The 12,575-nt window shown below is 70.4% G+C and carries 10 protein-coding genes and 1 pseudogene; 5 read left to right on the plus strand and 6 right to left on the minus strand.

The window, feature by feature from the left end; all coding sequences use genetic code 11:
* The first annotated feature begins 150 nt into the window (after positions 1-150).
* Positions 151-2,211, plus strand: coding sequence for a restriction endonuclease (locus ACIQMV_RS04770; RefSeq protein WP_402591143.1), 2,061 nt, complete (start codon positions 151-153; stop codon positions 2,209-2,211).
* Positions 2,212-2,486: 275 nt separating this feature from the next.
* Here ACIQMV_RS04770 and ACIQMV_RS04775 read toward each other — a convergent pair whose 3' ends face one another.
* Positions 2,487-3,710 carry an FG-GAP-like repeat-containing protein gene (locus ACIQMV_RS04775; RefSeq protein ID WP_402591145.1) on the minus strand — a complete coding sequence of 408 codons (1,224 nt, stop codon included), beginning with the start codon at positions 3,708-3,710 and terminating at the stop codon, positions 2,487-2,489.
* 165 nt (positions 3,711-3,875) lie between these two features.
* A complete protein-coding gene (locus ACIQMV_RS04780; protein ID WP_402591147.1) occupies positions 3,876-4,829 on the minus strand; it encodes an NADP-dependent oxidoreductase in 954 nt (317 codons plus the stop codon).
* Positions 4,830-5,403: 574 nt separating this feature from the next.
* On the opposite strand from ACIQMV_RS04780, the gene ACIQMV_RS04785 reads away from it, so the two are divergent.
* A complete protein-coding gene (locus ACIQMV_RS04785; protein WP_402591149.1) occupies positions 5,404-7,224 on the plus strand; it encodes a multicopper oxidase family protein in 1,821 nt (606 codons plus the stop codon).
* A 284-nt stretch (positions 7,225-7,508) separates the two neighbouring features.
* Here the strand turns inward: ACIQMV_RS04785 and ACIQMV_RS04790 are convergent, their stop codons facing one another.
* The gene (locus ACIQMV_RS04790; RefSeq protein WP_402591151.1) at positions 7,509-7,844 is read right to left on the minus strand and encodes a hypothetical protein; all 336 of its coding nucleotides are present in this window, start codon (positions 7,842-7,844) and stop codon (positions 7,509-7,511) included.
* 133 nt (positions 7,845-7,977) lie between these two features.
* Between ACIQMV_RS04790 and ACIQMV_RS04795 the strand changes: the two are divergent.
* A pseudogene (locus ACIQMV_RS04795) lies at positions 7,978-8,088 on the plus strand (IS5/IS1182 family transposase); the annotation flags it as partial.
* 198 nt (positions 8,089-8,286) lie between these two features.
* Positions 8,287-8,799, plus strand: coding sequence for a peptide-methionine (S)-S-oxide reductase MsrA (gene msrA, locus ACIQMV_RS04800; protein ID WP_141358991.1), 513 nt, complete (start codon positions 8,287-8,289; stop codon positions 8,797-8,799).
* 349 nt (positions 8,800-9,148) lie between these two features.
* On the opposite strand, the gene ACIQMV_RS04805 is transcribed toward msrA, so the two are convergent.
* The gene (locus tag ACIQMV_RS04805; RefSeq protein WP_402591153.1) at positions 9,149-10,267 is read right to left on the minus strand and encodes a hypothetical protein; all 1,119 of its coding nucleotides are present in this window, start codon (positions 10,265-10,267) and stop codon (positions 9,149-9,151) included.
* A 130-nt stretch (positions 10,268-10,397) separates the two neighbouring features.
* On the opposite strand from ACIQMV_RS04805, the gene ACIQMV_RS04810 reads away from it, so the two are divergent.
* Positions 10,398-11,552 (plus strand): cystathionine gamma-synthase, encoded by a 1,155-nt coding sequence (locus ACIQMV_RS04810; protein ID WP_141358987.1) that lies wholly within the window; start codon positions 10,398-10,400, stop codon positions 11,550-11,552.
* Between the two features lie 3 nt (positions 11,553-11,555).
* Here ACIQMV_RS04810 and ACIQMV_RS04815 read toward each other — a convergent pair whose 3' ends face one another.
* Together ACIQMV_RS04815 and ACIQMV_RS04820 are read right to left on the minus strand one after the other, a co-directional pair.
* A complete protein-coding gene (locus ACIQMV_RS04815) occupies positions 11,556-11,804 on the minus strand; it encodes a hypothetical protein (protein WP_141358985.1) in 249 nt (82 codons plus the stop codon).
* Between the two features lie 121 nt (positions 11,805-11,925).
* On the minus strand, positions 11,926-12,429 hold the full coding sequence (locus ACIQMV_RS04820; protein ID WP_402591156.1) for a sigma factor-like helix-turn-helix DNA-binding protein: 504 nt from the start codon (positions 12,427-12,429) through the stop codon (positions 11,926-11,928).
* Positions 12,430-12,575 lie beyond the last annotated feature (146 nt).

Here is a 12,575-nt window from a genome sequence, read left to right on the forward strand (position 1 = left end):
GGTCCCTGTGCGGGACCTCTGGCCAGGGGCGACGACTGAGCGGGTTGCTCCTGCCGGGCGGATGTGCGCGACGGCCATCGCTGGATAGAGTCGTCCCGTTACACCTGGTTGTGGGGACAACCAGAGTGCCTTGGGGAGGGCCCGCAACACATGAGTCGTCGCTCTAATGGCTTGGTCGGTGTCTGGGCTGAGATGCAGAGGCAGCAGCAGCGCCAGATGGAGGCCGAAGCCCGACGGCGGCGACAAGAGGCGCAGCAGGCACGTGCCCATCAGCGCCGAGCCGCACAGAGCCACCGCGAGTACAGGCAGGCAGAGGCCCGACGCCGTACCGAGGAACTGGACGCACAGGTGGCGTCCCTGCAAGGCCTTCTCGCCTCGGGTTGTCGGGCTCCGGCATTCAGGGCCTCCTCCCTCACGCGCCGTGAGGAGATCGCGCCCTTCGCTCCAGGTCCACTGGCACAGCCCGTGACCATGCCGAATTTCGATCATTACCAGGCGCAGGGCGGGTGGACTGCCGGTCGCCGGGCACAGGCACAGGCCGAGGCCCGGGCGCGCTTCGAGCGGGACTGGCACGCGGCGCAGGCGGCGGAGGCACAGCGGCAGCAGCAGCTGGCGTCGTACCGGCGGGAGTACCAGCAGTGGGCCGACGCCCAACTGGCCGATGTGCGACGGCACAACGCCGGCATCGCCGAGCTGACCGAGGGAGTGAGGCGCCGCGATCCCGACGCCGTGGTCGAGTACTTCTCCGCGGCTCTCTACGCGTCGACCGCGTGGCCGGAGGGTTTCCCACGCCAGGTGGCGGCGGCGTACGACGCGGCAGCCGGACAGTTGGTGCTGGACTGGGAGCTGCCCGCCTACGGCGTCGTCCCCGAGGTCAAGTCCGTTCGGTACGTGTCCGCGACGGACCAGGACAAGGAGACCGCCCGGCCGGTGACTCAGCGCAGGGCCCTGTACCGGGAGGTTCTGGCGCAGTGCGCGCTGCTCGTCCTGCACGAACTCTTCGCCGCGGATGAGCTGGGCGCGCTGGAATCGGTGACCTTGAACGGCTTCGTGGACGGACACGACCCCACGACGGGACGGCCGGGCCACATCTACCTGGCGACCGTCATGGCCCCGCGCCCGACGTTCCGCGATCTGCACCTGGCGCAGGTGGACGCCTGCAGCTGCCTGGCCGACGCGCTGCGCGGGCAACTCTCGGCCCGCCCCGACCAACTCACCGCGGTGCGGCCGAGCCGACGGCCGCAGGAGGTGGGGAACCGTGTCGTCACGCATGGCGGCGATGAGGACCCCGACCTGTACGAGATGGATCCGATCGCCTTCGAGGATCTCGTCGCCGATCTCTTCCGCTCCATGGGGATGCAGGCGGTCACCACCCAGCGCTCGAACGACGGCGGGGTGGACGTCGACGCACTGGATCCGACACCGATCCGCGGCGGCAAGATCGTCGTCCAGGTCAAGCGCTACCGCAACACGGTGCCGCCCACCGCTGTGCGCGACTTGTACGGGACCGTGCAGGACACCGGCGCCAACAAGGGCGTGCTCGTGACGACGTCGAGGTTCGGCCCCGGCTCACACACCTTCGCCAACGGCAAGCCGCTGGAGCTGATCCCGGGAACCGAACTCGTCGACCTGCTGCACCGCCATGGGCTGCGTGGACGCCTGGGCGATGGCGCCCGTCCCTCCGCGGCGCAGCCGACGCCGACGGCCGCGGACACTCGGCTGCCCGACGACCACAACGTCCTGGGCATGTCGTGGACCGGAAGTGTCGCCCTGGACGTGTGCGCTCTCGTCTGCCGTGGCAACCGCGTCCTCAGCGGCGATCACTTCGTCTTCTTCAACAACCCGCGGACACCGGACGGTTCGGTGCGCACCCTCCCCGCCCAAGCGCCCGACAAGGCCGCGATCCGCGTCTCCTTCGACGCGCTGCCGACTGAGGCCGACCGATTCGTACTCGTGGCCGCCATCGATCCGGAGGTCAACCCGGACGCCGACCTCTCGGGCTTCACGGACGCGTCCATCCGCCTGCTCGACCCGAGGCTGGCCGAGCTGGGACGCCTGGAGGTCTCCGACGGCCGCCCCCGCGAGACCGCCTTGGTACTCGGCTCCTTCCGCCGCAGGCCCAACGGGGACTGGGACTTCGTCCTGGGCGGCAAGGGCTACACGGGCGGCCTGGAAGAACTCGTCCAGGATTTCGGCATCGAGGTGGAGTAGAACCACGGAGGCCCGCACCTCCTGTGCCGTGCCGACCGACGCCGGCCGTCCTGGTGCTGTGGCCGGGAAGGTTTGCCGGGAAGCTCGCGGTGTCCGGTGCTGGGGGCACCTCCCACGCCCTTCGGGCAGTGGGGGAGCCTCGCAAGGCGGAGCATTGCCCGCGTACGGGATGTACTCGGGTGATGCGACAACGCGGCGTGGGGGTACCCCCGGCCGAAGGCTGGGGGAGTGCCGTGCCGGGCGTCGCGAGCCGGTGAATCTTTCCGGTCACAGCACTAGCAGAAGCCGTTGAGGCCCCACCACTCGCCGTCGGTCCGCTCTCCGGCCATCAGGGAGCCGGTGTCCCGTCCCCGGTAGGTGACCAGCCAGCCCAGGTGGCCGGGGTAGCCGTCGATCACGTACTTCGTGTTGGTCACGGTGGCGAGGTCGGGACGCCCGTCGCCGGAGAAGTCGCCGACCGCGATCAGGTTCGCCCTGGCGTTCCAGCCGCTGGAGCCGATGAGCTTGCGCGTGCCGAACTTGCCGGCGGAGGTGCCCGGGTAGAGCCACAGCTTGCCGGTGGACGCCTCGCGTGCGTAGAGGTCGGGACGGCCGTCGCCGTTCACGTCGCCCATGGCGACGAGCGCGTTCATCTTGTTCCAGCCGCTGGAGCCGATGAGCTTGCGCGTGCCGAGCTTGCCGGTGGAGGTCCCCGGGTAGAGCCACAGCTTGCCCGTGGCCTTCTGGACCGCGATCAGGTCGGAGCGGCGGTCACCGGTCAGGTCACCGATGGCGGTGATGTGGTTCATGGACTTCCAGCTGCTGGAGCCGATGAGCTTGCGGGTGCCGAGGGAGCCGGTACCGGTGCCGGGGTAGAGCCACAGCTTGCCGGTGGACGCCTCGCGGGCGATGAGGTCCTCACGGCCGTCACCGGTGAAGTCGCCGTGCCGGGTGAGGACGTTCATGTTGTTCCAGCCGCTGGAGCCGATGAGCCGGCCGGTGCCGTTGCCCGGAGTGAACCAGAGCCGTCCGGCCTTGTCGCGGATGATCATGTCGGCTCTGCGGTCGCCGTTCATGTCCCCGAAGCCCAGGGCCTTCGGGGAGGGCTGGGAGAACCAGCGCGGGTAGGCGGGCTGGCTGCACTCGCGCTCGGTACGGACGAACTTGACCGAGCTGGTGGTCGCGACCGAGGACCCGCTCCACTCGCCGGGCGTGTTCGGCTTCTGGGCCCAGTAGCCGCCGATGGCCGCGTAGTTCTTGTCCTCGTAGAGGCAGGCGATCGACTTCGTGCGGTTGACGTACGAGCGGATCTTGTTGTCCCAGCTGCCCAGGTCCGCGACGCTCTTGTTCGTCTTCCACATCGAGCCGTTGGCGCTTTTGCCGGTCCACCCGCAGAAGTAGCCCGACGGGCAGTCGTACGAACTCGCGGCCGCCGGAGCGGCGTTCGTGGCGGCCAGGCCGGTGCCGGCGAGCGCCAGGCCCACGAGTGTCGCGATGCCTCGGTTGAAACGGTTCTGCATGTGCTGTGTTCCCCTCCCTTTGACGCGCGCCGGTACCTTTTCCCGTCAACACACCCGGGTTTCCGGTGGTTGCTGCGGGCCCCTGGCGGCTGTCCGACGCAAGCCAGGTGATCGTAAAGTACGTCGAGCGCCCCTGGACCGTCGTTCCCGCACGCCTGGCGGTGACTATCCGTCCGAGACATGGATGACGACCTTGCCACGCCGGTGCTCCCTGTCGAGAGCCTCGTACGCGGCGCGGGTCTGTGCGAGGGGAACGACCCGGTCGATCTGCGGGCTCAGCCGTCCGCTCGTGATCAACTCGCTGATGGAGTCGAGCCCTTCACGGTCGGGCTCGACGATGAAGAACACTCCGCGCGCAGCGTGGTCCTGGGCGGCCCCGGGATCGGGCGGCGCGACGATGGTGACCAGGACCCCGCCCGGACGCAGAACGTTCCAGGACCGGGTCTGGGTGTCGCCGCCCACCGTGTCGAATACGACGTCCACATCGGCCACGTGGTCGTCGAACCGGCCGTCCGCGTAGTCGATGACGTTCCGGGCACCGAGGCCCGCGACGAATCCGGTGTCGCGGGCCGAGGCGGTCGCGGTGACCCGTGCGCCCAGCGCGGCGGCGATCTGTACGGCGAACGAGCCGACGCCTCCGGCGCCGCCGTGGACGAGGACATGCTGGCCGGACTCCAGGCGGGCTTGGCCGACCAGTCCCTGCCATGCCGTGAGTGCCGGCAGCGGGACGGCCGCCGCGTCGCGGTGGTCCAGTCCGGCCGGCTTGGCGGCGAGGATCCCGGCCGGTACGGCGACGTACTCGGCGGCGGCTCCGTCACGCAGGAAGGGGATGAGTCCGTACACGTCGGCCCCCAGGGCCGGAGCTGTGACACCGGCCCCGTGCTCGACCACGACACCGGACACCTCGTGCGCGGGAACGACGGGTGTCCGCTCCCGCCCGGATCCGTCGAAGCTGTCGGTCCAGGTGGCGTCCCAGGCAAGCTCTCCTGCGGTGATGGAGGCGGCCCGTACCGCGACGACGACGTCGCCGGGCCCGGGCCGGGGACGCGGCGCGGTTTCGTAGACCAGTTGTTCGGGGCCCCCGCGCCGGTGAGCGCGTACTGCGCGCATCGTGTCCATGAGGCCATCACCTCCTGATGATGGGCGGTGCCGTGCCGAAGGCCACGCCGTCACGACCAGCCTCACAGGTACGACCGCAATCAGGCATCGCCCATTCAAGGGATCTCCGCCGCCGCGCCGTGCCGATCGAGCACCACACAGGCGGCGCGGTCGTCGGAAGCGCCCCTGGTCCATTGCGGCGTCACCCGCATGGACCAGAGCAGGGCGTCCCCTCGCCACCCCGGCAGGCTTCCCTCGCCCGCAGGCGCGCTCGGCCAGTCGGCCGACTACGCCGTGACCGCGGGGCGTCACTGCGTTCCGTGGCGGCCGGTGGCCGTCATGCGCATGCACCGGGGCGATGCGACGATCGGCGGTAGCCGGCAGCTGACCGCGAACGGGCCCGCGCCCGCCGAGCGCCCGGCCCGCAGGCCACTGGTGCCGTGCTCCGATGACCTGAGTCGAGGTGAGAAGCCCAGTGATCAGCAGGAGGCTCGTGCTTCAGGCCACTCTGGCAGGCGGAACGTCCCTCTTTTCGGTTCCCGGCACGGTGTTGCCGCGGGCTTCACCGACGGAAGCAGACGTCCTTGATCCGGCGGTGATACGCAAGTACGTGGCCGAACTGGTGATACCGCCCGTCATGCCGCTGGACAGCCGGGCCGGCCCGGACAGCTACACGATCGGCATCCGGCAGTTCCGGCAGCAGGTGCTTCCCCCGGGCCTGCCGGCCACCACGGCGTTCGGATACGGCTCGACCGGCCATCCCGAAACGTTCCACTCTCCCGCGTTCACCATCGAAGCCCGGTACGGACGAGCGGTCCAGGTCAGATGGGTCAATCAACTGGTCGACAAGAACGGCGGACATCTGCCGCATCTGCTGCCGGTCGATCCCGCGCTCCACTGGGCGAACCCTCCGGGCGGGGCCGAGCGGCGGGACTCCCGCCCCACGTTCACCTCGACACCCGGGCCGTACGGCGGGCCGGTTCCCGTCGTCACCCACCTGCACGGCGGGGCGAACACGGAGGAGAGTGACGGATACGCCGAGGCCTGGTACCTGCCCGACGCGCAGGACATTCCCCCCGGTTACGCCCGAGTCGGCTCCTTCTACGAGGAGTTCGCGAAGAAGTCCGAGGCGAAGTCCGGTGTGCCCTGGGGCCCGGGCGAGGCCGTCTTCCACTACGCCAACCGCAGCCGGGCCGCCACCCTGTGGTTCCACGACCACACCCTGGGCATCACCCGGCTGAACGTGTACGCCGGGATGTCGGGCTTCTACCTGCTGCGCGGCGGACCGTCGGACCTGGGGGAAGGTGTCCTGCCCGGGCCGGCGCCGAGGCTCGGTGACCCGCCCGGCACGCGCTACTACGAGATCCCGGTCGTCATCCAGGATCGCTCCTTCCGTACCGACGGGACCCTGTTCTATCCAGCGAGCCGGGCACTCTTCGACGGGTTCAAGGGCCCTTATGTGCCCGGCAGCGACATTCCGCCGATCTGGAACCCGGAGTACTTCGGCAACGCGATGGTCACCAACGGCAGGACCTGGCCGGTGCTGCCCGTGGAGCCGCGCCGCTACCGGTTCCGGTTCCTCAACGGCTGCAACGCACGCACCCTGATCCTGAAGATCGTCACTGACCCATTGGCCCGCAGGCCGGTACCGGCAAAGCTCTCCCTGTGGCAGGTCGGAAGCGACGGAGGCTTCCTGCCCGCACCCCTTCGGCGCGACCAGTTGCTGCTCGCCCCGGCCGAACGCGCCGACGTCGTCGTCGATTTCTCCTCGATCCCGGTCGGCTCGGAGCTGCACCTGATCAACGAGGGACCGGACGCCGTGTTCACGGGAGGCGCGGTCGGGACCGGCTTCCCCGGGGCGAACCCGAAGACCACCGGGCAGGTCATGAAATTCGTGATCAAACAGCTCGTCACGGCGGACACGTCGACGCCTCCCGCACAGCTCACGCTGCCACCCTTCGAGCCCCTCGGCGCAGCGGACCGCACCCGACGGGTCAGTCTCGGCGAGGTGGCCTCGGCCCGCGTGCCGGGAGTGAGCCCCCGCGAAGCTCTGCTCGGCGTCATCGGCCCGAACGGCAAACCGAGACTACTGGGATGGGCCGATCCCATCACGGAGAACCCCACCGTGGGATCGACGGAGATCTGGGAGATCCACAACCTGACGAAGGACGCCCACCCCATTCACATCCACGAAGTGCAGTTCCAGGTCGTCGACCGGCAAAAGCTCCCGGCCGGCGGCCGTCGTCCCCCGGAGGCGTGGGAGCGCGGTTTCAAGGACACGGTGCTCGCGTATCCGCAGGAGACAACCCGGGTCAAGGTGCGCTTCGGTCAGACCGGCCGGTACATGTGGCACTGCCACCTCCTGGAACACGAGGACAACGAAATGATGCGTCCCCTGCGCGTCGATCCGGCCTGACACCCAAGCGCGTGGCTACTCCTCGGGAGGCTCCGGTGCGCGTGCCATTCTCGAACGGGGTACTTGGGGGTACTTGGCCTGACCCCGTCCCGGCGAGCCTGGGCCGTCATGTGACCCAAGGGTCCGAGCCGGCTGTCGGGTGAAGCGGTCCGTCATCCCCGCGGGCGGGCGAGGAACTCGTCACCAACGGGACAGGGGCGTTCCTGGGGCAGCATCGGGCGGCGGCCGCACCCTGGAGAAAGCTCCGTAACAACGACGGCCCGGGGACCGGTGACCCCGCGATGTCACTCGGAGGCGAAGGAGAAGCTGCGCCACAGACCGGCGACCCTGGCAACTTGGTCGGACTGTCCGATGTCCAGATAGTTGCTCTGCCCGCCCGGCGGCACGGTGCAGTCTGGTGTGGTGTAGAGAACCAGGTTGCTCTGTGTCTGATTCTCGACGTGTGTCACGCCCTCGGGGAAACGGTGACATCCGTGGATCGGTGGGTTGGAGACGGTCTCCACGAGCCTGACACCGTTCCGCGCCACGATCTGACCGGACGCCTCGTCCTGGCACGCGGTGAGCGCAATGCCGACCGAGGCTATGCCGATGAACGCGACCAGCGACCGTGAAGAAGGCATCGAGCCTCCTGATGTACGGGGAGCTGCGGGGGACGTCGTCCCTCCTTCACTATCCGCCAGACGTGATGGACCCGCATGGTGAGGACGACTGTCCCGGTCCGTGGACCGAGCCGAGCACTCGGTGACGGCGACCGCCGGCTACCGCTGCCTGTACGAAGGCGTCGACGTCCTCGCCGATCAGGCCCCAGACCTCCACGAGGTCCTGGACCGCTGCCGACCCGCGGGCATGACCCACGTCATCCTGCCCCGCTTCCAGGCTGGGGGAAACGTTCTTCCAGGGCGTACAGCGTGGAGTCGGCCTGTTCAGGCGGCCACCAGCGGGTTGGACGGGCACGGAATCGCTTGGAAGCCTCGCGCGTTGAGGGCAGTGGGCATGGGATGCCGGTGGTGTGCGAGCCGAGCAGCCCGAACGACCGAGCTGACAGATATTGGAGGGGCCGGAATGGCTGCGCAGACGCAGAGGGCAGTGCTGGCCGGTGGATGCTTCTGGGGTATGGAGGAGCTGATCCGCCGGCTCCCGGGCGTCACGGCGACCCGGGTCGGATACACGGGGGGTGACGTGCCGAACGCGACGTACCGTAACCACGGCACGCACGCGGAGGCCATTGAGATCCTTTTCGACCCCGCGAAGACCGACTTCCGAGCGATCCTGGAGTTCTTCTTCCAGATCCACGACCCGAGCACCAGGAACCGCCAGGGGAACGACATCGGCCTCAGCTACCGCTCGGCGATCTACTACGTGGACGACGAGCAGAAGCGGATCGCCGAGGACACGATCGCGGATGTGGACGCCTCCGGACTGTGGCCCGGCAAGGTCGTCACCGAGGTGGAGCCGGTCGGCCCCTTCTGGGAGGCCGAGCCCGAGCATCAGGACTACCTGCAGCGTTACCCGGACGGCTACACCTGCCACTTCCCGCGGCCGGGATGGCGGCTGCCCGCCCGCGCGGAGGGCTGACCGCGAGGCGGCGGAAGGCGGAGGCCGACCGGCCGAGGCCCCGCAGCCGGGTCGCGCCGCCCTGGTTGCCCATCAGGGTCGTTCACACGCCCGTCGGGAGCTGCCGGAACTGGCGCTCGGCCCCCCGGAAGCACGGCCGGAGAGCACGGGGTCTCCCCGTCGGTGTGGGGCGGGCCCGTCCGTCACAACGGGCCCGTCGGTTTCGCCGCTCCCGCGTGCGCGGGCGACGGCATTCAGGAGAACGATCCTGCCGCCGCCGTCATTCCCGCGGGCGCACCGGCTTCCGCCGCCGCGGGGTCAGGTGGCCGATCCGGTGGGCGGGCCTGTCCGGCCGCGCTGCCGGGACCGCTCAGTGGCGCAGTGTCGCCGGGCTGCCGCCGTTGGCCTCGTAGCCCGCCACGGCCAGGGCCCGGTGGACGGCGAACTCCGCCGCCGGGTCCTCGGACAGGGTCCACGGCACCGCACCCACATGGCCGTCGACGTGTATCAGCTGACTCATCGCCTCCGCCCAGCGCTCGGAGCGGACCAGGAAGAAGACCAGCAGATGGCGGACATGGGCGAGCATCGGGTCGTCGGGACGGGCCGCGTGCACCGCGAAGAACGCGCCGTGGACCGCCTTGGTCACGACCTCGCTCTGGTAGAAGCCCCTCACCAGGTTGACCTCGGGAAGGTGCTCGAAGACCGCGAACAGCGGCATGGCCGCCAGCAGCGAGCCCCGGGGCGCACGGGCCGCGGCGGCCTCCGCGAAGGAGTACGCCAGCTCGCGCGAGCCGTGCCACTTCTCGCACCAGTAGTGCAGGGCCGCCAGATGTGCCCCCGTGTGGGCCGGCGCCCGGTCGAGGATCTTCAGCCACAGCTTCTCGAACTCCGGCTGCGAGTACGCCAGGCCCCGCGCCACGGACAGCTCGACGATGTACGGGACCGGGTCGCCCGGGGCCAGCAGCGCCGCCTGCCCGCACGCCTCCCGGGCCTCCTCCATGATGATCCGGAACTCGTCCGTGCCCGGCGTCGCCGTACGCCATGCCTGCTGCACCAGGAACTCGGCGTGCACCGGCGCGCCGCCCGGGTCCTTGGGCGCCTCGGCCCGCCACACCCGCAGCCACTGCCCGCCGGGCGCCTCGCTGACCCCGCCCGGCCGCTGCTGGAGCTCCAGCGAGGCCGCCCCGGCGAAGGCCTGGATCCGCTGCCAGCGCAGCTCGCCCTCCTTCTCCGTGCCCGCCAGGAGCTGGGAGGCCGCGCGGTAGTCCTGCGTGCGCTGCACCAGCTCCAGGACGTCCACCAGGTCCTGGTCCGGTCCGGGCATGCGGACGTCGAGCTCCTCCTGCCGGACGAATCCGTAGTTCGCCGGATCCGCGGCATCCGGGTGCCCGGGCGCCACCTGCTCGATGCCGGCATGCCTGCGCCTGAGGAACGGGACCAGCACGAAGCCCAGCATGGCCAGCGCCATCAGGACCCAGAAAATCTCCATGCGACAAGCGAACCAGACGGCGCCGACACTTGGCCAACCTGTGCCGCGAGCCTGTGGACAACCCGGGCCTCCCGGGCACCCGGGCCCCGCCGTCCGCCACCACCCCCACAAGCGCATTACCCTCGGGCTCATGAGCGACAGGCACATCAGTGAGCACTTCGAGACGCTCGCGATTCACGCGGGCAACACCGCCGACCCCCGGACCGGGGCGGTCGTCCCGCCGATCTACCAGGTCTCGACCTACAAGCAGGACGGCGTGGGCGGTCTGCGCGACGGCTACGAGTACAGCCGCAGCGCCAACCCGACCAGGACCGCCCTGGAAGAGAACCTCGCCGCCCTGGAGGGCGGTCGCCGCGGACTCGCGTTCGCGTCCGGACTGGCGGCCGAGGACTGCCTGTTGCGTACGCTGCTCAGCCCCGGCGACCACGTCGTCATCCCCAACGACGCCTACGGCGGTACCTTCCGCCTGTTCGCCAAGGTCGTCTCCCGGTGGGGCGTGGAGTGGTCGGTCGCGGACACCTCCGACCCGGCCGCGGTACGGGCCGCCATCACCCCGAAGACCAAGGCCGTGTGGGTGGAGACCCCCTCCAACCCGCTGCTCGGCATCACCGACATCGCCGCCATCGCTCAGGTCGCACGGGACGCGGGCGCGAGGCTCGTCGTCGACAACACCTTCGCCACGCCGTACCTCCAGCAGCCGCTCGCGCTCGGCGCGGACGTCGTCGTGCACTCGCTGACCAAGTACATGGGCGGCCACTCGGACGTCGTCGGCGGCGCGCTGATCGTCGGCGACGAAGGGCTGGGCGAGGAACTGGCGTTCCACCAGAACGCGATGGGCGCCGTCGCCGGCCCCTTCGACTCCTGGCTGGTGCTGCGCGGCACCAAGACGCTCGCGGTGCGCATGGACCGGCACAGCGAGAACGCGACGAAGGTCGCCGACATGCTGTCCCGGCACGCGCGCGTGACGCAGGTCCTCTACCCGGGCCTGCCGGAGCACCCCGGTCACGAGGTGGCCGCCAAGCAGATGAAGGCGTTCGGCGGCATGATCTCCTTCCGGGTCGAGGGCGGCGAGGAGGCGGCCGTCGAGGTCTGCAACCGCGCCAAGGTGTTCACGCTCGGCGAGTCCCTGGGCGGCGTCGAGTCCCTGATCGAGCACCCCGGGCGCATGACGCACGCGTCCGTGGTGGGCTCCGCGCTGGAGGTCCCCGGGGACCTGGTGCGCCTGTCCGTGGGCATCGAGAACGTCGACGACCTGCTCGAGGACCTGAGGCAGGCACTCGGCTAGGGGTTACCAGCCGGTCACGGGTGGAGTCGTCTGCGACGGCGGCTCCACCCAGGGGCGCGCCGTGAGCGCCCACACCGTGAAGGCGACGGCCGCCGCGGCCAGCACCAGCCACATCAACCGGCGGGCGGCCGTACGGCGGCGCAGCATCCGTCCTCCGCGGCGCACGGCCTCCTCGTACAGCTCGGTGGGCACCTGCGGCGGACGCTGTTCCAGGATCCGCCGTACGGTCGCCTCCCGCTCGGCCCTGTTCACGGCCGCCTCCACTCGTCCGGTCGTTCGCTCGGGCCGCACACGCCGCCGCACAGGTCACTCGCGCCGCATGCGGCTCTCAGACCACATGAGCCGCTCAAGCCGCACACGCCGCTCGTTCCACTCATGACGTTGCCGCCTCGGCGTCGCCGACCGGCGGTGCCGGGCTCGCCGGAGTGCGGGTGAGTGTGGTGATCGCGCGGTCGCAGATGACGCGGACGCGGTCCGTGGGCAGGCCCAGCAGGGCCGCAGCCTGTTCCTCGGCCACCCCCTCGTACAGCCTGAGAACGATGATCAGGCGCTCCTGGGAAGTGAGCGCGGCCAGGGCGCCGGGTGGCCTCCGGCGGGCGCGGCCCGGAGCGCCGCGCTGATGCCATGCCTCGCGGGCGAAGCGGGCGGCCAGATGCCGGCGGGCGTGGTTGTACGGGTCCTCGCCGCGCAGCCGGTCCCAGCACGCGTACGTGTGCGCCAGGGCGAGGGTCAGCAGACGTCGCGCGCGCGGGTTGTCGCCGGGGGCCTCGGCGGTGAGCAGCGTGGCGGCATGCAGCAGCCGCCCGGCCGCGCCCGCGACGAACGCCTCGAACTCCCGGGCCCGGCGAGTCCCTTGGGCCGCCTGCCGTTCTCGCACCGCGCCTCCCCCCAAGGGCGACCGTGACCGCGGGACCCTTTCTCGCACGGCCTCCTGAACCGGGCACGACGAGGGCCCGGTCTCATATGAGGGGAGGGACCGACCGTCGGTCAAGGGCCGCGTTCACACCCGTCGGCCCGCGCCCG

Origin of the sequence: Streptomyces sp. NPDC091412, assembly GCF_044756885.1 — a bacterium.
Lineage (GTDB): Bacteria > Actinomycetota > Actinomycetes > Streptomycetales > Streptomycetaceae > Streptomyces.

Bases quoted from the DNA above. Each gene is read 5' to 3' on its own strand.
- ACIQMV_RS04790 (WP_402591151.1), bottom strand. From the start codon at position 7,844: ATGCCTTCTTCACGGTCGCTGGTCGCGTTCATCGGCATAGCCTCGGTC.
- ACIQMV_RS04805 (WP_402591153.1), bottom strand. From the start codon at position 10,267: ATGGAGATTTTCTGGGTCCTGATGGCGCTGGCCATGCTGGGCTTCGTG.
- ACIQMV_RS04775 (WP_402591145.1), bottom strand. From the start codon at position 3,710: ATGCAGAACCGTTTCAACCGAGGCATCGCGACACTCGTGGGCCTGGCG.
- ACIQMV_RS04810 (WP_141358987.1), top strand. From the start codon at position 10,398: ATGAGCGACAGGCACATCAGTGAGCACTTCGAGACGCTCGCGATTCAC.
- msrA (WP_141358991.1), top strand. From the start codon at position 8,287: ATGGCTGCGCAGACGCAGAGGGCAGTGCTGGCCGGTGGATGCTTCTGG.
- ACIQMV_RS04780 (WP_402591147.1), bottom strand. From the start codon at position 4,829: ATGGACACGATGCGCGCAGTACGCGCTCACCGGCGCGGGGGCCCCGAA.
- ACIQMV_RS04770 (WP_402591143.1), top strand. From the start codon at position 151: ATGAGTCGTCGCTCTAATGGCTTGGTCGGTGTCTGGGCTGAGATGCAG.